Source organism: Streptomyces sp. PR69 (genome assembly GCF_026420845.1).
Taxonomy (GTDB): domain Bacteria; phylum Actinomycetota; class Actinomycetes; order Streptomycetales; family Streptomycetaceae; genus Streptomyces.
Window position 1 is genome coordinate 73,586 of the sequence record NZ_JAOWCB010000003.1, and the last position, 19,084, is coordinate 92,669.

The 19,084-nt window shown below is 72.7% G+C and carries 14 protein-coding genes and 1 pseudogene; 9 read left to right on the plus strand and 6 right to left on the minus strand.

The genetic code is table 11. The annotated features are described in order from the left end of the window. Positions 1–26: 26 nt before the first annotated feature. From OF819_RS03730 to OF819_RS03740, 3 genes are all read right to left on the minus strand, one after another. Positions 27–1,154, minus strand: coding sequence for a glycoside hydrolase family 26 protein (locus OF819_RS03730; protein ID WP_267241863.1), 1,128 nt, complete (start codon positions 1,152–1,154; stop codon positions 27–29). Next, positions 1,151–3,010, minus strand: coding sequence for a glycosyltransferase family 2 protein (locus tag OF819_RS03735; RefSeq protein ID WP_267241864.1), 1,860 nt, complete (start codon positions 3,008–3,010; stop codon positions 1,151–1,153). The genes OF819_RS03730 and OF819_RS03735 overlap by 4 nt, the downstream gene beginning before the upstream one ends. Positions 3,011–3,170: 160 nt before the next feature. Beyond that, positions 3,171–5,255 carry a PQQ-binding-like beta-propeller repeat protein gene (locus OF819_RS03740; RefSeq protein WP_267241865.1) on the minus strand — a complete coding sequence of 695 codons (2,085 nt, stop codon included), beginning with the start codon at positions 5,253–5,255 and terminating at the stop codon, positions 3,171–3,173. Positions 5,256–5,456: 201 nt separating this feature from the next. On the opposite strand from OF819_RS03740, the gene OF819_RS03745 reads away from it, so the two are divergent. The 4 genes from OF819_RS03745 (at position 5,457) to OF819_RS03760 (ending at position 11,796) form a co-directional block, all read left to right on the plus strand. Then, entirely contained in the window at positions 5,457–5,873 is a 417-nt protein-coding gene (locus OF819_RS03745; protein WP_267241866.1) for an effector-associated constant component EACC1, read from the plus strand. Further along, positions 5,842–10,329 carry a caspase, EACC1-associated type gene (locus OF819_RS03750; protein ID WP_267241867.1) on the plus strand — a complete coding sequence of 1,496 codons (4,488 nt, stop codon included), beginning with the start codon at positions 5,842–5,844 and terminating at the stop codon, positions 10,327–10,329. The genes OF819_RS03745 and OF819_RS03750 overlap by 32 nt, the downstream gene beginning before the upstream one ends. 103 nt (positions 10,330–10,432) lie before the next feature. Then, positions 10,433–10,603 (plus strand): 50S ribosomal protein L32, encoded by a 171-nt coding sequence (gene rpmF, locus OF819_RS03755; RefSeq protein ID WP_267241868.1) that lies wholly within the window; start codon positions 10,433–10,435, stop codon positions 10,601–10,603. 5 nt (positions 10,604–10,608) lie between these two features. Continuing rightward, positions 10,609–11,796, plus strand: coding sequence for a GTP-binding protein (locus OF819_RS03760; protein ID WP_267241869.1), 1,188 nt, complete (start codon positions 10,609–10,611; stop codon positions 11,794–11,796). A gap of 63 nt (positions 11,797–11,859) precedes the next feature. Here the strand turns inward: OF819_RS03760 and OF819_RS03765 are convergent, their stop codons facing one another. Continuing rightward, positions 11,860–12,267 carry a DUF4345 domain-containing protein gene (locus OF819_RS03765; protein WP_267241870.1) on the minus strand — a complete coding sequence of 136 codons (408 nt, stop codon included), beginning with the start codon at positions 12,265–12,267 and terminating at the stop codon, positions 11,860–11,862. Between the two features lie 110 nt (positions 12,268–12,377). Between OF819_RS03765 and OF819_RS03770 the strand changes: the two genes are divergently transcribed. Further along, entirely contained in the window at positions 12,378–13,355 is a 978-nt protein-coding gene (locus tag OF819_RS03770) for a LysR family transcriptional regulator (RefSeq protein ID WP_267241871.1), read from the plus strand. Positions 13,356–13,377: 22 nt separating this feature from the next. On the opposite strand, the gene OF819_RS03775 is transcribed toward OF819_RS03770, so the two are convergent. Continuing rightward, the gene (locus tag OF819_RS03775; RefSeq protein ID WP_267241872.1) at positions 13,378–14,343 is read right to left on the minus strand and encodes a pirin family protein; all 966 of its coding nucleotides are present in this window, start codon (positions 14,341–14,343) and stop codon (positions 13,378–13,380) included. A gap of 164 nt (positions 14,344–14,507) precedes the next feature. Between OF819_RS03775 and OF819_RS03780 the strand changes: the two genes are divergently transcribed. The 4 genes and pseudogenes from OF819_RS03780 to OF819_RS03795 all read left to right on the plus strand — a co-directional run. Then, positions 14,508–15,095 (plus strand): hypothetical protein, encoded by a 588-nt coding sequence (locus OF819_RS03780; RefSeq protein WP_267241873.1) that lies wholly within the window; start codon positions 14,508–14,510, stop codon positions 15,093–15,095. An 89-nt stretch (positions 15,096–15,184) separates the two neighbouring features. After that, a complete protein-coding gene (locus OF819_RS03785) occupies positions 15,185–15,643 on the plus strand; it encodes a Crp/Fnr family transcriptional regulator (protein WP_267241874.1) in 459 nt (152 codons plus the stop codon). A gap of 73 nt (positions 15,644–15,716) precedes the next feature. Next, a complete protein-coding gene (locus OF819_RS03790; RefSeq protein ID WP_267242070.1) occupies positions 15,717–16,439 on the plus strand; it encodes a CBS domain-containing protein in 723 nt (240 codons plus the stop codon). A gap of 108 nt (positions 16,440–16,547) precedes the next feature. After that, positions 16,548–17,216 (plus strand): annotated as a pseudogene (locus tag OF819_RS03795) (response regulator); the annotation flags it as partial. Positions 17,217–17,296: 80 nt separating this feature from the next. On the opposite strand, the gene OF819_RS03800 reads toward OF819_RS03795, so the two are convergent. Beyond that, positions 17,297–19,042, minus strand: coding sequence for a GAF domain-containing protein (locus OF819_RS03800; RefSeq protein ID WP_267241875.1), 1,746 nt, complete (start codon positions 19,040–19,042; stop codon positions 17,297–17,299). Between the last annotated feature and the right edge of the window lie 42 nt (positions 19,043–19,084).

Sequence of the window (19,084 nt, forward strand, 5' to 3'; positions counted from 1 at the left end):
TAAGCAAGGCATAGCCCGGCCGCGTCTCACAGACGGCGGCGCGGATCGTCGTACGGGGACCAGGGTGCGCGGTGGCGGGGCGCCGACACACCGCGCGCGAAGGCGGCGACGCTCTCGCGCGAGGTGGTGACCCGCCAGTCGATCTCCCTGACCGCCTGGTACCAGATCACGCCGATGATGCCCGGGTGCCGGGGCAGCGAGCGGAACATCCCGGTGATCCACTCCGCTTTGCGCCCGGCCGCGTCCGTCGCCGCCACCTCCGTGATCACCAGCGGTTTGGCGGTGAGACGGCGCAGCCGGGCCTGTGAGCCGGAGAAGATCCGGTCGAAGGACTGGTAGTTCTCCTTGCCGACGGTGCCGTAGTAGCCGGAGAGCCCCACCCAGTCCACATAGGCGTCGCCCGGGTAGAGGCGTTCGTACGGTGTGGCGTTGGCGTAATGGACGTTGGGGCTCCACACCCAGACCGCGTTGTCCGCCCCGGCCCGCTCGAAGATGCGGTGCACATGCCGCCAGGCCCGTACATAGTCGCCGGGGCGGTTGTCGTTGGACTGCTCGCACCACGGGTACCAGTAGCCGTTCATCTCATGGGCGAAGCGGATCCCGACGGGGTAGTCGAGGGAGGCGACGCCTTCGGCCCAGGCGCGGATGTACGGGTCGAACGCGCCGTCGGCGATCCTGGAGAGCCGGTAGGCGGGCTGCTCGCCCCGCAGTCGCGGATCCTCCGCCTCCGCCCGGTGGTCCCAGGGCTCCCAGGCGAGCATAGGCATCATGCCGCGCCGGGCGACGTCGTCGATCCGCTCCGCGTCGAACCGGTCGTGCGCCCAGTCCTGGGCGAACTGGTAGACCTGCGGCCGGTGTCCGGTGCGGCGGGTGAAGTCGGCGGCCTCGGACAGATCGTGAAGCCCCTCACCGGTCATGATGCCGACGAAGACCTCGCCGCGCTCCGGGAACGTGCCGCGCGGGACGGCGCTGTCCGTGGCCCTGTCCGGCCCGTTCGGCGGGAGGCCCGCGGTGGGCGGCAGCGCGGCGTCGACGGCCGCCGCGCGCCGCCGCTGCTGTTCGGCCGCCAGCTGCGGCCCGACCACGAAGGCATAGCCCGCCAGCAGCACGGCGAACGCCGCGACGAGCGCCTTGGCGGCCGTGAACCGCGTCATCGGGCGTCCGGGGCACGCTGACCGGCAGAGGAGGATCCGAGGGCGGAGGCGCCGAGGGCCGCGTCCCCGGCGACGGCGGGCGTGGGCGTGGGCGCGGCGAGCGCCGTGGCGGCGGCCATGAGCGGCGGAAGCAGGCCCGCCAGCAGGGCCAGCGCCGCCCAGAAGCGGGGCGCGGGATGGTCGTACCCCAGCGCGTAACTGGCCGCCAGCGGCGCCGCGACCGCCGCCGCCCAGATCAGATGGAGCCGGAAGGTGCGCGGCGTGTCGGCGCTGCGCAGCTCGCCCTTGGCGGTGACCGCATACCCCAGCGGCCGGCGCAGCAGCGCGGACACCGCGGCCGCCGCGTACACCGGGCCGGCGAACAGCGCCAGCGCGAAGCCCGTGAGCCCCGGATCGCGCCGTTCGTGTGCGGCGAGGTTGAAGCGGCGCAGCCACAGCCACAGGACGAGCCAGCTGCCCATCCCGGCGGACCACAGCCCCAGCCAGGTCGGCCCGTCCAGTCCGGCGGACATGATGCCGAGCAGCAGGGCGAGGACGGTCGCGGCGGTGCCCAGGAGCAGGGTCAGGGCGACGCTGGGGTAGTAGAACTGCACCAGGGTGTACAGCAGCCGCTGACGCCGGGTCAGCCGGATGCCGTCGGTGAGGCGGCGGTTGAGCTTGATCTCCCAGACCCCGTAGGCCCAGCGCTTCTGCTGGTTGAAGTAGTCGGTCCAGGTGGTGGGGCCTTCGCCGACGGCGATCACATCCGGGGTGTAGACGCCTTTCCAGCGGTTGCCGGTGCGCTGGTTGACGGTGCCCTGGACGCGCATGCTGGTGAGGTGGTCCTCGATGATGGAGTCCTGGTAGCCGCCGATGCTGCGCCAGGCGGCGGTCCGGTAGAGGTGGTTGGTGCCGATCAGCAGCGGTGCGTCGAGTCCGTTCCCGCCGCGCTCGACGATCCCGCTGAAGAGGTACTGCTGCACGGACGCGCCGTGCGCGATCCAGTTGTCGTACATGTTCCCGTACACCTGGGGGGCGACCACGAACGCGACGTCGGGGTCGTGGAAGTAGCCGAGGGTGCGCTCCAGGAAGCACGGCAGCGGGACATGGTCCGGGTCCATCTGGGCGACCACGTCATAGCGGCGCTCGTGCTCGGCGCGCCATGCGTTGTGGTTGCCGGACTTGGTGCGGGTCCGGAAGATGCCCCAGGGCCGGTGGTACTCGGGGCGGTTCTTGCGGCTGAAGTGGTGTACGCCGAGCCGGGCGGCCGTGGCCCGCACGGCCGGGTCGTCGCCTTCGTCCAGGATCCAGACGTCCACGGCGCCCCCGTAGTAGGCGACCCTCAGCATCGCCTCCAGGGTCTGCTCGGCCACGGCGAGGGGCTCTTTGGACGGCACGATGGTGGTCAGCATCGCGATCCGCAGCCCGCGGGGAGGGGTGAGCGGCACCGGGTCCTTGGCGTGCCAGGCGAATGTCCATACGGCGAAGACCTGCACCACCTTGATGACCTCGATGGTGACGACCACGCAGAAGGCGAACCGGGCGAGGACGACCCGCCAGTCCCCGGCCGCGGTCACGCCGGGGCCGGGGATGTGCTGGGGCAGCAGCAGCCAGGCGGCGAGGGCCAGTCCGCTGAGCGCGGTCAGCGCGGCCAGAGCGGTCAGGACGAGCCGCTGGACGGCGGTCAGGACGGAGCGGAACCGCACCCGTGCCGGTCCGGTGTGCACGAGCGTCAGCGGTCCTGCGGTCCAGGCGCAGCGCCGGTAGGCGGCGCGCGCCCGGTCCTTTCCCTGCGCGTCGCCGGAGTCCGGCCGCCGCCCGCGCGGACGGAGGCGTCGTCGCTGTTTCGACTGGGCACGCAGCCCGCGCAGCGGCATCGGTCCCTCCCCCTGGGGCGCGCCGCACCGCCGCTGCGGGCCGCGCGGAGGCCCCGTCTCACCCTGTGCACCGCCTCAGACACCCCGCCGCTTCGGCACGGTTCCTTAACCGCACCCGCGCGAGCCGGGGATTTCCCCTCGGCTGCTCCGCGTGCGTGCATCACCTGCGTACGGCGTAGAGCTGCTGGTCACCGCCCCCGAAGTAGACGGCGTCCGCGGCGGCCGCCGGCGGATGCACCTCCGCGCCGGCGGTGAACGTCCAGCGCAGTTCGCCGCTGTCGGCGTCGACGGCGTACAGCTTCTGGTCGCTGTTGCCCGCGTACACGGTCCCGTCGACGACCGCGGGCGCGGTGACATCGCCCCCAGTGGGCAGCGACCACCGTTTCCTGCCGGTCGCGGCGTCCCGGGCGAACAGATCGCGGCCGCCGCCGCCGAAGACCGTGCCGCGCGCCACCGCGGGCCCGGCCTTGACGGAGGCTCCCCCGGCCCGCCACACCTCGCGGCCCGTGGTGGCCCGTACGGCATAGAGGGTGTTGTCGGTGCTTCCGAAGTACACCAGCCCGCCGGTCACCACGGGGAACCAGGAGACGGCGCCTTTGGTGGTGAACGCCCACCGCTCGACGCCGAGGTGGGCGTCCACGGCGTATAGACGGGTGTTGCTGCATCCGACGTAGACGGTCTCTCCGGCGATCACCGGGGAGTGGGTGTCATGGCCCGTCCTGAACCGCCACAGCCGGCTGCCGTCGGACACCTTGACGGCGTAGAGGTACCCGTCTGAGCTGCCGACGTACGCCACGCCGCCGGTCACCGCGGGCGAGTGCACGATGCCGCCGGTGGCGAACGTCCAGCGCTCGTCGCCGGTTCTGGCGTCGAGTGCGTAGAGCTTGCCGTCGTCGCTGCCCAGATAGGCCACCCCGCCGAGGATGTACGGCGCCGAGCCCAGGGCGGCGCCGGTCGTGTACGCCCAGCGCCGCGCGCCCGACGCCGCCTCGACCGCGTACAGGGTGCCGTCGTTGCTCGCCGCGTACACCAGGTCCCCGGCGACCCGCGGGTGGTTGACGAGGATTCCGGCGACCGGGAAGCGCCACAGCCGGGTCCCGGGCGGTTCCCGCCCGAAGTCGCCGCCGCTGAGGAGCCGCCATCCGGTGAACCCCAGGGCCGCGGTGGCCGTAAGCGCGGCGGCGGCCAGCGCCACGCGGCGGCGGGGACCTCCGGGGGGCCGCCCGGAGCCGGAGCCTGGACCGGACGCACCGGAGGGGCCGTCGCCGCCGTCCGGTGCGCCGTCCGGTGCGCCGTTCTGCCGCAGATCGGCGTCCGCGCCGGGGTCCGTGCCGGGGTCCGTCTCCTGCCCGCCGTCGGTGTGGGCGAGGATGCCCCGCGGATCCGTCGCGGGGCCGGAGGGCAGCGGGGGCAGCCAGCCGGGCCCGAGGAGCTCGGCCCTGGCCCGCCCGGCGCCGAGCACCGCCGCGACCTCGTGCAGCCGGGGACGCCGTGCCGCCTCCTTGTCCAGGCAGGAGGCGGCGATGGGGCGCAGCCACTGAGGCGCCGCGTCCAGTCGCGGCTCCTCGTGCACGATGCGGTACAGCAGCAGATCGGCCGTGCCCTCGCCGAACGGACCGGCCCCGGTTCCCGCGAAGACCAGGACCGCGCCGAGCGAGAACACATCGGCGGCCGGCCCGATGCCCTTGCCGCGGATCTGCTCCGGCGCGATGTACCCCGGCGAGCCCATCAGCGTCCCCGTCCTGGTCAGCACGCTGGCCTCGGCCACGCGGGAGATCCCGAAGTCGATGACCCGCGGCCCGTCGGACGCGAGCAGCACATTGCTCGGTTTGAGGTCCCTGTGCACCACGCGCGCCGCGTGGATCGCGGCGAGCGCCTCCACCAGCCCGAGCCCCAGCGCCCGTACGGACGTCTCGGGCAGCGCCCCCGCGGCGCGCACCGCCTGGTACAGCGAAGGACCGGGGATGAAGGCGGTCGCCAGCCAGGGCGGGGACCCCCCGGGGTCCGCGTCGACGACCGCGGCGGTGAACGGACCGGCCACGGAGCGGGAGGCGGCGACCTCCCGCGCGAAACGCTCGCGGAAGGTGTCCTCCCCGGCGAGATCGGGCCGGATCACCTTCAGCGCGACCTGCTCGCCCTCCGGCGACCGGGCCAGATACACCCGCCCCATCCCGCCGCTGCCCAGCCGGGCGAGCAGCCGGTACCGGCCGATGGCGCGGGGATCGTCCGACGTCAGCGATTCCAAGGCGCCCCCCTCATGACTCCTTGACAGCCAACCTGGTGCCCACCGCGGCGTGACGCTGTCACGCGGGGCGACGGGGGAGAGCCTTCCCCACCGGGCCGCGCGACGAACGGGGGGTGCCCAACAGCCCTTTTAAGCCGCTATGTTACGGCGGCATGAAGACGGCGGCCGAAGGGATGTCCGGCGCCGGGAGGGGCGGGACCTGTGGATGTGACGATCACCCTGCTGACGGATGAACCGGGCGACGAACTGCGGTCCTTACACGGGTGGCTGACCCAGGAGGACGAACTCCGCGGCCGGGTCGGGATCGCCGCCGATCCGCCCGAGCCGGGCACGATGGGCGCGGGGACGGAGGCGCTGCTGGTGGCCCTGGCTCCAGGCGGCGCACTGGCGGTGCTGTCCTGCGTACTGATCACCTGGCTGCGGCAGCGCACGAGCGATGTGACCCTGACCGCCGTGCGCGACGGTGACCGCGCTCAGGTGACGCTGTCGGCCAGACGGGTGCGCGGCCTCGACGGAGCGGGGCTTCAGCGGCAGATCTCCGAGGTGGAGCGGCTGCTCAAGGACGAGCTGCCGGGCGGCGAGAGCGATGCCGGATCACGGCGCCCCGTCGAGGAGTGAGCCGCCGACGGCGCTGAGCGCCCCCGGTGTCAGGGTCCTGCTGGCCGGGACGGGCGCCCATGGTGCGCAGTCCACGCTCCCGGCCCTCCCCAGTGTGCCCGGCACGGTGCGGGATCTGGGACGAACGCTGGTGGAGCGGTGCGGCCTCGCCCCCGCGGATCTGAGCATTCTGCTCGACCCGCCCGATCCCCTGGCGCTCGGTGAGGCGCTGATGCAGGCGGCCGTGCAGGCCGAAGACGTCCTGATGTTCTCGTACATCGGACACGGCCTGGTCAGCGCGGGCAATCAGCTGCACCTCGCCACCGCCGCCACGGACGACGACAGCCGCGGTCTGGCCTTCAAGGCGCTTCCGTACTCCGCGGTCCGCGATGCCCTGGCCGCCTGCCGGGCCCGGACCATCGTGGTCGTGCTGGACTGCTGTTTCGCGGGGCGGGCCCATGGCTCCCTGGGCAGCCCCGCCGAGGACGCCATGGTCGCAGCGCAGGTGCACGGCGGCTATCTGCTGGCATCCGCAGCCCGCCACGAAGCCGCTCACGCTCCTCTCGGAGCACGTCACACCGCCTTCACCGGAGAGCTGATCAGACTGCTCCATGAGGGCGATCCGACGGGCCCTCCCGCGCTGACGCTCGATCACGTCTATCGGCTTCTCACCCGCGCCATGGCGGATCGCGGGCTGCCACGGCCGCAGAGGCAGGCAGCGGGGCTCGCCGATCACATGGTGCTCACCATGAACCGCGCCTACCGGCCGCCGCCTCCCACCGCGGCGAGATCCGCCGACCCGGCGCACGAAGGGGCCGCGCAGGCCACCAGCCCGTACCGCGGCCTGGCCGCGTTCGGGCCAGGAGACGCGGACTACTACTTCGGGCGGGAGCGGCTCACGGCCAGGCTTGTCCAGCTGCTCGTCGAACAGCTGCCGGACAGCGGTCCGCTGGTGGTGACGGGCCCGTCGGGGTCGGGCAAGTCCTCTCTGCTGTACGCCGGTCTGCTGCCTGCCCTGCGGAAAGGACTGCCGGGCGTCGAGGTGTCCCGCACCTGGCCTGTGCTGACGTTCACCCCGCATGCCCATCCACTGTGCGAACTCGCCGAGCGGATGGCCCAGTACGAGCGGACGGCGCAGAACTCGGCACCCTCCGCGGAGTGTTCCGCGGGATCTCCGGACAGCCGGGGATGGCTTTCCGATGCCGCTCGGCGATTGCTGCGATCACCGGCGTCGGGCGCCCTTGTGCCCGGCAGCCGAGTCGTCCTGATCATCGACCAGTTCGAGCAGCTTTTCACCGCATGCACCGACCCCGCCGAGCAGCAGGCCTTCATCCGCGCGCTGTGCCAGGCGAGCAGCCCCGGTACCGACGGATCGGAACCGCCGGTGCTGGCCGTGCTCGGCGTCCGCGCGGACTTCTACGCACACTGCTCGGCCTACCCCGAGCTGGTCCCCGCACTGCAGCACCATCAGCTCGTCACCGAGCCAATGAGCAGTGACGAACTGCTCGACGCGATCGGGAAACCGGCCGCCGCCGCCGGGCTGGTTCTGGAAGACGGGCTGGCCGAGACGCTGATCCGGGATCTGCGAGCCGGTGGCGCGACCGGGCCGGACCACGGCACGCTCCCCCTGCTGTCCCATGCGCTGCTGGCCACCTGGCAGCAGCGCGAGGGCCGACTGCTCACACTCGCCGGCTATCAGGCGACCGGAGGAATCTGGCAGGCGGTCGCCCAGACCGCCGAACGCGTCTACAGCGGCCTCGACCCGGAGGACCGTCGCATCGCCAGGCGCCTGCTGCTGCGGCTCGTCCGCATCGGCGACGGCACCGAGGACACCCGCCGCCCCGCCTCACTCGACGAGCTCGCCGGTGCGGAGGCCGTCACAGATCCGGCATCCGTCGCCCGGGTCCTCGATGCCTTCGCACAGGCCCGGCTGCTGTCGCTGGACGAGCAGGAGGCACAGATCACCCATGAGGCCCTGCTCCACGCCTGGCCGTTGCTGCGCCGGTGGATCGACACCGACCGTGCCGAACTCCTCATCGGGCAGCGCCTCGCCGAGGCAGCCGACCAGTGGGAACGTGAGCGGCGCGATGCCGGGTCCCTCTACCGCGGCACGCGTCTGGAGATCGCCGAGAGATGGGCGGAGTCGGGTCACCGGCATCTGCTGACTCCGGCGATGCGCGAGTTCCTGAACGCGAGTCTCCAGCAGCGGCGGGCGGAGGTCCGCACCAGGCGTCGCCGAACGCGACTGCTGTACGGCCTCCTCGCCGCGCTGGCGGCGCTGCTGCTGATCGCGAGCGGTCTTATGGTGAACGCGGTGCAACAGCGCAGGGACGCCGACCGGCAGCGTGGCCTGGCCATGTCCCGGCTGATCGCAAAGCAGGCGGATGAGCTGCGGGACATCGACACCTCGCTCGCCATGCAGCTGAGCCTGATCGCGTACCGTATCGCCCCGACGTCCGAAGCCCGGGCGAGCCTGCTCAACTCGACCACGGGCCCGGCCGCGACCCGCCTTCTCGGCCCCGAGGGCATCATCCAGTCGGTCGCGTTCAGCCGCGACGGGCACACACTCGCCGCTGCCGGGGCCGACGGGTCTGTGCACCTGTGGGACACGACCGGCGGCCATCGCCCCAGCCTGCTGGGGCAGCCGCTGACCGGTCCCACGGACACCGTCATGTCGCTCGCCTTCAGCCCGGACGGCCGGACGCTGGCCGCCGCGGGCATGGACAGGGTGGTACGGCTGTGGGAGCTCGGCGGCGACCGCGCGAGACCCGTCGCCTACGCCACGGAGCGTCTGCGCGCAGGCGACACCATCTACTCACTGGCCTTCAGCCCCGACGGCACGACGCTGGCGGCAGGCAGCGCGGACAAGACCATCCGCCTGTGGAACGTGGCGGAACCGGAGCGTCCCAGGACCGTGGCCACGCTCAAGGGCCACCAGGGCTTTGTGCAGTCCGTGGCCTTCAGCCCGGACGGCACGCTCCTGGCAAGCGGAGGCACCGACGACACGGTCCGGCTGTGGACGCTGGCGGGCCCTGAGAGTCCCAAAGCCCTCGCCACCCTGAGCGAACCGAGGAAAGACGTCTACTCCGTGGCGTTCAGCCCCGATGGGCGGACGCTCGCCGCCGGGGGCGCCGAGAACACCGTGCGCCTGTGGAACGTCTCCGATCCGGAACGCCCCAGGACGCTGGGACAGCCGCTCACCGGTCCCACCAGCTTCATCCAGTCGGTGGCCTTCAGCCCCGACGGGAGGACGCTCGCCGCCGGAAGCTCCGACGACACGGCCCGTACCTGGGATCTGGCCACCGGACGCCTTGTCTCGGTACTCCCCCATCCGGGCCCGGTGCCCGCGGTCGGCTTCGGCGGAGACACCCAGACACTGGCCACCGGCGCATCCGACGGGGCGGTACGGCTGTGGAAGCTCCCCGGAGCCTCGCTGAGGGGCCCCGCGGACGCCGTCTTCACCGTCGCCTTCTCCCCGGGCGGCAACGTCCTCGCCGCAGGCAGCCGCGACAGGACTCTCTGGCTGTGGAACATGGCCGACCGACGCCGCCCCGCCCTGTTCGGGGGGCTGCTGCCGAGCGATGCCGCAGCAGGCGACTTCGCCGGGTCCCTGGCCGTCAGCCCGAAGCGTCCCCTTCTCGCCACCGGCGGCAACAAAGGCAGCGTCTACCTGTGGGACGTGAGCGACCCGCAGCGGCCGGTTCCGCACACGTCGCGCCCGCTGTCCGGCCCCGAAGACTCGGTGGAAACCCTGGCCTTCAGCCCGGACGACCGGCTGCTCGCCGCCGGCGGCCAGGACCACATGGTCCATGTGTGGGACGTCTCGGACCCCCGGCGCCCTGCCCGTGCGTTCACCCTCATCGGCCACGACAACTATGTGCAGTCCGTCGCGTTCAGCCCCGATGGACGCTTCATCGCCACCGCCAGCGTCGACCGGACCGTCCGGGTATGGAACATCACCGACACCCGCCATCCCACGACGGTCGCGGTACTCGGGGGAGCGAAGAACTATGTGTACGCGGTCGCATACCACCCCCGCCGAGACGTCCTGGTCGCAGGCGACGCTGATGGAAAGCTGCACCTGTGGGACATGTCCAGCCCTCTTGCCCCCACCCGGCTCAGGGCCCCGCTCGCCGCCCACAACGGCTATGTCTACTGGGCGGAGTTCAGCGGGAACACACTGGCCACTGGAGGAACCGACGACAAAGTACGGCTCTGGGACCTGAGCGAGCCAGCCGCACCCCGTACCGTGGCCACCCTGACCGGTCCGGCCGACGGCGTCTTGTCCTTGGCCTTCGGCCCGGACGGCCACACCCTCGCAGCGAGCGGTCTGGATCGAACGGTACGGCTGTGGGAGACCGACCCTGAGCGGGCGGCCGCACACATCTGCTCCGTCTCCGGAGACCCGATCAGCAGGGACGAATGGGATCAGTACGTCCGCGACGCCGACCGGGCCTATGCCCCGCCCTGCCCGTAGCCGCGCCGCTCCGCCCGGATCGGCTGTGCAGAGACCTAATTCGTAATGGAATCCATTTTCATATAGCCTCGGGTTCGCCCGACTCAGAGAGGACCCGAACACCATGGCCGTACCCAAGCGGAAGATGTCCCGCAGCAACACCCGCCACCGCCGCGCCCAGTGGAAGGCCGCCACGCCGCAGCTCGTGCCCGTCACGGTGGACGGAGCCGTCCATCTGGTGCCGCAGCGGCTCGTCGCGGCGTACGAGCGCGGTCTGCTGCGCCCCGAGGGCTGACGGGGATGGCCGGCCGACTGCCCGTGACCGTGCTGTCCGGCTTCCTCGGGGCGGGGAAGACCACCCTGCTCAACCATGTGCTGAGCAACCGCGAGGGCCTGCGCGTCGCGGTGATCGTCAACGACATGAGCGAGGTCAACATCGACGCCGCGCTGGTGCGGGGCGGCGAGGCCGCGCTGTCGCGGACCGAGGAGCGGCTGGTCGAGATGACCAATGGGTGCATCTGCTGCACCCTGCGCGACGATCTGCTGGAGGAGGTCGACCGTCTCGCCCGCGAAGGCCGCTTCGACTATCTGCTGATCGAGTCCAGCGGCATCTCCGAGCCCATGCCGGTCGCCGCGACCTTCGCGTTCCCGCGCGACGACGGGGCGACACTCGGCGAGCTGGCCCGGCTGGACACCATGGTGACGGTGGTCGACGCGGCGAACTTCCTCCCGGAGCTGGAGGGCGGAGACTCACTCGCCGAGCGCGGACTCGACCAGTACGAGGACGATGAACGCACCGTCAGCGATCTGCTGATGGACCAGATCGAGTTCGCCGACGTCATCGTGGCCAACAAGCTCGATCTCATCGCCCCGGAGCACGCCGACCGGCTCAGGGCCGCGCTGACCCGGCTCAATCCGGCAGCCCGGGTGGTGTCCGCCACCCATGGGCGCGTGGACCTCGGCGACGTCCTCGGCACCGGGCTCTTCGACCTGGAGCGCGCCCAGCAGGCCCCCGGCTGGGTCATGGAGCTCAACGGCGACCATGTCCCGGAGACAGAGGAATACGGCATCTCCAGCACCGTCTTCCGCTCCGCCCGGCCGTTCCACCCGGGCCGGCTGTGGACCTTCGTGACCGAGCGCCTCGACAGCGGGGCGTACGGGCGGGTCCTGCGGTCCAAGGGCTTCTTCTGGCTGGCCAGCCGCCCGAACGTGACCGGCCTGTGGTCGCAGGCCGGATCGGTGGCCCGCTTCGAACCCTCGGGCGCCCGTGACGAGTCCGCCGCCCAGGGCCAGGAACTCGTCTTCATCGGCACCGGGCTGCGCACCGAGGCGCTTCACACGGCCCTCGCCGACTGCCTCATGGCCGAAGGCGAGAGCCGCGCGGCCGCCGATCCGTTTCCCCCATGGGACGCCTACGGCATCGACGACGCCTGCGAGCACGACCACGGGCATCGGCACGAGCACCCCGGACTCGCCCCGCAGAGGTAGCGGTTCCGGGTGGGACGGCGGGCGGGGCGGCCGACCCCCGAAGCGGTCGCCCCGCCCGGGCTCTCAGTGCGTCACAAGCCGTGCGGGCTCCCGGCATACCCGCTGCGACCACAGGAGCAGCAGGGGCGGCAGCAGCAACTCGACCCCGATGCCGGCCGTGAAGAGGGCGTGCGGCGCGCCGGCCGACAGATACGACAGGCCGCGTGCCAGCCCGCCGAGGAACACGGCGCCGAACACGGCCCGCAGCGCGAAGGCGTGGCGTTCGATGTGCCGGACCGTGCCCAGCATGACGATGCCGAGGGTGCACCACAGCCCGGCGAAGAAGCGGTAGTTGCTGTCCAGCGTGGCGCTTGCCTCCGGGCTGCCGGGCAGGACGGACGGTCCGACGGCGATGTCGGCCAGGGCGGTGCCCACCACGACCAGGCCCAGCAGCAGGATCACCGACTGGAACCAGCGGCGCGACGACGGCATGACGGACTCCTCGCTCAGGTGTGTGCGGTGATTCCATCGTCGCCGGGCCGCCTGCCTGCCGGGAAGTGCTGACTGATGCGCGTACGGCCCCAATTGATAACTTCCCGTTTATGAGTATGGGTGACGGGTCCGATCCGAGCATGCGTCAGCTGCGGCTGCTGCTGGTCCTCGCTGAGGAGCTGCACTTCGGGCGCGCCGCCGAGCGCCTCTACATCAGCCAGCCCGCGCTCAGCAGACAGCTTCGGCGGCTGGAGGAACAGTGGGGCGTGGCCCTGCTGGAGCGGTCGACCCGGCGGGTGCGGCTCACCGCCGCCGGTGAGGCCCTTCTCCCCCGCGTCCGGGCGGCGGTCGGGGCCGCCGAGGCGCTGCGGGAGGCCGTGCGGGAACAGGAGCGGGCGCTGTCCGGCCGCGCCGTCCTGGGCTGCTATGTCACGGCTCTGCCGGTCATCCGGGCCCTGGTGGAGCGGGTCGGGGAGCGGCATCCCGGGCTGGAGACGGCGCTGCGCGAGGTGGACTTCGCCGAGCAGTTCGGCGCGCTGCTGGACGGCCGGGTCGACGCGGTGCTGTGCTACGGGCCGGCGCCGCCGGGCGTGCAGTCCCTGCGGCTGGCGACGGAACCGGTCGTCGCCTGTCTGACGGACCGCCACCGGCTGGCCGACCGCGGTTCCGTGACGCTGGGCGAGCTGGCCCAGGTGCCGGTGGTCGGTCTGTCATCGGCCGTGCCGGAAGGGTGGCGGGCCTTCTGGGCGGCCGATCCGCGGCCGGACGGCACACCCGTGGCGTACACCGCGCATACGGCGGCGACGTTCGAGGGCAGCCTGGCGGCGGTCGCCCGGGGCGCCGGGCTGCGGCTGGTCTCGGCGAGCTGCCGCGAGCTGTTTCCCCGGCCCGGCATCCGGTACGTCGACGTCCTCGACGCCCCGCCCTGTACGGCGCTGCTGGCGTGGGCGACGGCCCGCCGGGACGCGCCGGGGGTGGTGGCGCTGCGGCGGGCGGCCGGTGAGCTCGCGGCCCGGGCGGCGGAGGGCGGACCGGACGCCCGCTGGTGGGAGACGGCGGCGGGCGGGACGGGCGGCGGGACGGCCTGAGCGCCCCGGCGCCGAAGCCTGCTCAGCGCACCCTCCCCCGTGGTTTCAGCGGTGTCGCGGGGAGTTCGGGGGCGGGGAGGCGGTCGCCGGCGTAGCCCTTCACCTCGCCGAAGCGGGTGCCCGTCATCCATGCCTCGCGGGCCTCGGCGATCTCCTCATGGGTGCGGCCGATGAGGTTCCACCACATGACGATCTCCTCGTCGAAGGGCTCGCCGCCCAGCAGCATCACCGCCGCGTCCGACTCGGCGCGCAGGGGGAGTTCGGTGCGGCCGCAGCCGAGGTAGAGCATCGAGCCGGGCAGGACGGGGACGGAGTCCACATGGGTTTCGCCGGACATGGCGAGGACCGCGTACTCGAAGTCGGGGTCGAGCGGGAGGCGGGCCTCGGCGCCGCGGGTGAGGGTGAGGTCCGCGCCGGTCAGCGGGGTGTGGACGACGCCGGGTGAGACGGCGCCGTCGAGGGCGCCGAGGATGACGGTGGCCGTGAGGCCGGGGGCGGTGACGGCCGGCAGGTCGGTGTGGTGTTCGAAGCGCGGTTCGGTGTGGCGGGCGCTGTCGGGGAGCGCCACCCACAGCTGCGCGCCGTGCAGGAAGCGGGGGTGCGGGACGGGGCTCTCCTCGGAGTGGCTGATGGCCCGGCCCGAGGTCATCAGGCCCAGTTCGCGGGGGCGGACCAGGGCCAGTGAGCCGGTGCTGTCACGGTGCAGCACCTCGCCCTCGTGGAGCCAGCTGACGGTCTGGAGTCCCATGTGCGGATGGGGCGGCACCTGCATGCCGGGCTCCCCGGCGATGTCGTCGGGGCCGTAGTGGTCGACGAAGGCCCAGGCGCCGACCATGCGGCGGCCGAGGTTGGGCAGCAGTCTGCGGACCTCGGTGGATTCCCCGAGGGGCACGCGGCGGGGGCTGAGGAGTTCTCGTACGGGTTCGGCGACGACGAAGCCACGGCCGCCGCAGAGGGAGGGGACGGCCTGACGGTCGAGATTGCTCATGACGGCCAACCTAGTCGGATCCGGCCGGGCGAGGGGGCCGAACGGCCCTGTCGCCAGGCCCGGGCAGCCCTGGGGCGGATGGGGCGTGCCGGTGGACGCTGGGTTCGACGGCGTAGCAGACGTCCCCGGGCGTAGCAGACGTCCCTGAGAGGGCGGGGGTCGCCATGAAGGACACAGCGCATCCGCGGCGGGCGGCGGGGAATCCGCTGCGCCGGAGGTGCGACGTCGTGGAGGCGTGGACCGCCGCCGTGTTCGCCGGGGCCCTGGTCGTGGGCGCTCCCGCGGCGGGGGCGGCCGCGGGCTGGATGACGTACGAACACGGGCGCGCCGCTGCCGCCGAGCAGGCGGCGGCCCGCCAGCCCGTCGAGGGGCGGCTCCTTGAGGACGCCGGGGCGCCGCGGGTGTCGGCCGACCGCGGCGGGACGAGCATCGACTCCTGGGCGCGGGTCCGCTGGCAGGAGCCGGGCGGCAAGCAGGCAGAGGGGCTCGTTCCGGCGCCGGAGGACGCTGTGCGCGGTGACCGCGCGGTGGTGTGGCTGGACGAGCGGGGGCGGGTGACCCAGCCGCCGGACAGCGACGCCGACGTGTGGGCCAGCACCATCGTGGTCGGCACGTTCACCGCGGGCGGTGCGGCCGCGCTCGCTGCGGGCGGCCGGCTGTGGCAGCGCCGCGCCGCGCTGCGCCGCCGGATGGAGGAGTGGGAGGCGGACTGGGCGAAGACGGAGCCCGAATGGAGCCGGCGTGGAGTGTGAGGGCCCAGCCTTGGGCCAGTCGGCCCTCCCGTGTGATGGGCCGGAGTCCGAGGCTGGAACACAGGATGCGAGATGAAGGAGCAGCAGCGATGAGCACCCCCTCCCCCACGCGTATGGCCGCCTCCCTGCCCGCCGAGTACCGCGCCCGGCTGATGGCGACGGCCAGGGAGGTCGGCTTCCCCGAGAACTACCGGATCTTCGAGGAAGGGCAGTCGGCCGACCACTTCTGGATCATCCGCTCGGGCACGGTCACGCTGGACTTCAGGGTGCCCGGCGGGCGCAAGGCCGTCATCGACTCGCTGGGGTTCGGGGAGCTGGTGGGCTGGTCCTGGCTGTATCGCCCGTATGTGTGGCAGCTGGGCGCGGAGGCGATGACACCGGTGCGGGCGCATGAGTTCGACGCCGAGGTGGTGCGGATGATGATGGACGCCGACCCCTCGTTCGGCTCCGCGATGGGGCACTGGATCGGGCGGGTGCTCTCGCACCGGCTGCATGCGACGCGAGTCCGGCTGCTGGATCTGTACGCACCCCATGGAAGCGGAAGCTGAGGAGTTCTCCATGCCGGTGGCATCGAACGACGCCGGGCCGCGGAAGCCTGCCCCGCACACCGTCAGCGACGTCATGACCCATGCGGCCGTCGCCGTGGGGCGGCGCGCTGCCTACAAGGAGATCGTGGAGCTGATGGAGCGGTGGAAGGTCAGCGCGCTGCCCGTCCTGGAGGGCGAGGGCAGGGTGATCGGCGTGGTCTCCGAGGCGGATCTGCTGCCTAAGGAGGAGTACCGGGTGGAGCGGCCGCTGTGGGGCGCGGAGCCGCCGGCCGATGCGGTGAAGGCCGAGGGCGTGTGCGCCGAGGAGCTGATGTCGGCTCCGGCCGTGACGGTCCACCCCGATGCCACGCTGCCCGAGGCGGCGCGGATCATGGCGCGGCGGCGGGTGAAGCGGCTGCCCGTGGTGGACGCGTCGGGGATGCTGGAGGGCGTCGTGAGCCGGAGTGACCTGCTCAAGGTGTTTCTGCGCGGGGACGAGGAGATCGCCGCCGAGATCGACGAGGCGGTGCTGCGGCATCTGCCGCCGGACGCCCGGGTGCGGGCGACGGTGCGGGAAGGGGTGGCGACGATCGGCGGCCGGCTGCCGGACCGGTCCCTCGTTCCGCTGATCGCCCGGTCCGTGCGGGCGGTGGAGGGCGTGGTGGACGTCCGGATCGAGCTGAACCCCGACGACGAGGCCGAGGCCGGGGCCGGAGCGGGGACCGGGGACGAGGCGGGCGCGGGGGACGGGACGGGGACGGAGGACGGGACGGGGACGGGGGACGGGACGGGGACGGGGGACGGGGCGTCGCGATAGGGACTGTCCGGCGGCGATGGGACCCGTTCGGCCCTGTCGCCGCCCCCGCATCGGCGGCACGATCGATCACATCCGACGGTCAGGGGGCTGAACGGTCAGGGGGCCGATATGTCCGACGCTCCCGCTTTCTCAGCGGAGACGCCCATCCGGGTGCTGCTCGTGGACGATCACGAGGTCGTCCGGCGCGGGCTGCACGATCTGCTGGACTCCGAGCCCGACATCGAGGTCGTCGGGGAGGCCGCGACCGCGGAGCAGGCTCTGGCACGGGGACCGGCGCTGCGCCCGAGGGTCGCCGTGCTGGATGTGCGGCTGCCGGACGGGGACGGGGTGTCCGTCTGCCGGGAACTGCGTTCGCGGCTGCCCGGCCTGGCCTGTCTGATGCTGACGTCCTTCGACGACGACGATGCGCTGCTGGACGCGATCATGGCCGGGGCGTCGGGCTATGTGCTCAAGCAGATCAAGGGCTCCGACCTGGTGTCCGCGGTGCGTACGGTGGCGACCGGACAGTCCATGCTCGACCCGGCCACGACGGCGAGGCTGATGCGTTCGCTGCGCGGGCCCGAGCCGGCGGCGGAGGAGGACGAGCGGCTGGCCGGGCTCACCGAACGGGAGCGGTCCGTGCTGGAGCTGATCGGGGAGGGGCTGACCAACCGCGAGATCGGCAAGCGGCTGTATCTGTCGGAGAAGACCGTGAAGAACCATATCTCGCGGCTGCTCGCCAAGCTGGGAGTGGAGCGCCGGGTGCAGGCTGCGGTGATCGCGGCCCAGGTGCACGACCAGCAGGAGCAGCAGGAGCAGCGCGGACGGCATGAGCAGCACGACCGGCATGTCCAGCATGAGCAGGGGCAGCGGGGCCCTCAGTCCGCGGCCGGCAGCGGGATGCGCCACTCCAGCAGGGTGCCGCCGGGCTGATGTGAGGCCACGGTCAGCGTGCCGCCGAGGCGCTCGGCCCGCTCGGCGAGGTTCCGCAGACCTCCGGTGCTGTGGCCCTGCGCCTGCCGGGAGATGCCGGCTCCGTCGTCCGTCACGGTGACGGTCAGCGTGCCGCCGCGGGCGACGAGGGCGACCTCGGCGCGCGAAGCACGGGCGTGCCGGGCGATGTTGCTCAGCGCCTCGCCGATCACGGCCACGACCTCGTCGGCGACCTCCCGGGGCACCTCGGTGTCGATAAGGCCCTCCATGCGCAGCGCCGGGGCGAAGCCCAGCACGCCGACGGCGTCCTCGACGGCGCGCACGGCGCGGCCGCGCAGTCCGTCGGCCTCTCTGGTGCGCTCATGCTCGCGGAGGCCGAAGATGGTCGATCGGATGATCTTGATGGTGGAGTCGAGGTCGTCGATGGCCCTGCCGAGCCGCTCCACGGCCTCGGGGTGCTGGACGAACCGCTGGGCGCTCTGCAGGGTCATACCGGTGGCGAAGAGCCGCTGAATGGCCAGATCGTGCAGATCGCGGGCGATTCTGTCGTGGTCGGCGAGCAGGCTCATCTGCTCGGCGTCCCGCCGTCGGTCGGCCAGTTCCAGGGCCAGGGCCGCCTGTGCCGCGAACCCGGACAGCGGCCCGGTCTCCGTGTCGCTGAACGGCGGCCGTCCCGCCTCCCGGGCCAGGGTCAGCACGCCGCGCACCCGGTCATGGGTGCCCACCGGCACGGCCACCGCGGGGCCGAAGCCCTTCCAGCGGCCGGGCTCGAAGGTGACCCGCGCGTCGTTCGCGATGTCGGGCGAGGTGATCGGCGCGCCCTCGGCGAGCGCGGCCCCGATCAGGGTGCCCCGGGCGGGCAGCAGCTTGCCGCGGTGGCTCTCGGCCCCCTGGCCGAGAGCCAGGGCGCCGCGGAGCCGGCCGCTTGAGTGCCGGGGATCCCGCTCCAGCAGATAGATGGCGCTGAGCTCCGCCGAGGTGATCTGCCGGGCGCGTTCCGCCATCACCTCCAGCACCTCGGTCTCGGAGGACCCGGACAGCAGGGCGCCGGTGATCTCGGTGCTCGCGGCGAGCCAGCGCTCCCTGAGCCGGACCTCCTCGAACAGCCGGGCGTTCTCGATGGCGATGCCCGCCGCCACGGCGAGCGTCGACACCACCGCCTCGTCCTCGGCGTCGAACGCGGCCCCGCCGCGCTTCTCCGTCAGATACAGATTGCCGAAGACCTCGTCGCGGACGCGGATGGGCACCCCCAGGAACGAGCTCATGGGCGGGTGGTGTTCGGGGAAGCCGGACGAGGCCGGGTGTTCGGACAGCTCCTCAAGGCGCAGCGGCTGCGGATTCCGGATCAGTTCGCCCAGCAGCCCGTGTCCGGACGGCAGCTCACCGATCTGCTCGCGTACCTCGTCGCTGATGCCCACGGGCAGGAACTGCGCCAGCTTCCGGTCGTCCCCGATGACGCCGAGCGCTCCGTAGCCGGCGTCGACGAGGGCCACAGCGGCCTCCACGATGCCCCGCAGCACCTGCGGCAGATCGAGCTCGCGCCCCACCGACAGGACCGCCTCCAGCAGGCCGTTGAGCCGGTCCCGGGTGCCCCGCACCTCGTCGATGCGGCCCTGGAGCTCATCGAGCAGCTCGTCCAGCCTCAGCCGCGGCAGCCGGCCCTCCTGCTCGCTTCCGCTGTCCTGGTGCATGGACCCCTCCGCCTGTGTGATCCGCCTGTGTGAGGCGTCAGC

What these genes read in the sequence shown, in the direction of transcription:
- OF819_RS03730 (WP_267241863.1), bottom strand. Translation starts at nt 1,154, where the DNA reads ATGACGCGGTTCACGGCCGCCAAGGCGCTCGTCGCGGCGTTCGCCGTG.
- OF819_RS03735 (WP_267241864.1), bottom strand. Translation starts at nt 3,010, where the DNA reads ATGCCGCTGCGCGGGCTGCGTGCCCAGTCGAAACAGCGACGACGCCTC.
- OF819_RS03750 (WP_267241867.1), top strand. Translation starts at nt 5,842, where the DNA reads ATGCCGGATCACGGCGCCCCGTCGAGGAGTGAGCCGCCGACGGCGCTG.
- rpmF (WP_267241868.1), top strand. Translation starts at nt 10,433, where the DNA reads ATGGCCGTACCCAAGCGGAAGATGTCCCGCAGCAACACCCGCCACCGC.
- OF819_RS03760 (WP_267241869.1), top strand. Translation starts at nt 10,609, where the DNA reads ATGGCCGGCCGACTGCCCGTGACCGTGCTGTCCGGCTTCCTCGGGGCG.
- OF819_RS03765 (WP_267241870.1), bottom strand. Translation starts at nt 12,267, where the DNA reads ATGCCGTCGTCGCGCCGCTGGTTCCAGTCGGTGATCCTGCTGCTGGGC.
- OF819_RS03770 (WP_267241871.1), top strand. Translation starts at nt 12,378, where the DNA reads ATGAGTATGGGTGACGGGTCCGATCCGAGCATGCGTCAGCTGCGGCTG.
- OF819_RS03775 (WP_267241872.1), bottom strand. Translation starts at nt 14,343, where the DNA reads ATGAGCAATCTCGACCGTCAGGCCGTCCCCTCCCTCTGCGGCGGCCGT.
- OF819_RS03780 (WP_267241873.1), top strand. Translation starts at nt 14,508, where the DNA reads ATGAAGGACACAGCGCATCCGCGGCGGGCGGCGGGGAATCCGCTGCGC.
- OF819_RS03785 (WP_267241874.1), top strand. Translation starts at nt 15,185, where the DNA reads ATGAGCACCCCCTCCCCCACGCGTATGGCCGCCTCCCTGCCCGCCGAG.
- OF819_RS03790 (WP_267242070.1), top strand. Translation starts at nt 15,717, where the DNA reads ATGACCCATGCGGCCGTCGCCGTGGGGCGGCGCGCTGCCTACAAGGAG.
- OF819_RS03800 (WP_267241875.1), bottom strand. Translation starts at nt 19,042, where the DNA reads ATGCACCAGGACAGCGGAAGCGAGCAGGAGGGCCGGCTGCCGCGGCTG.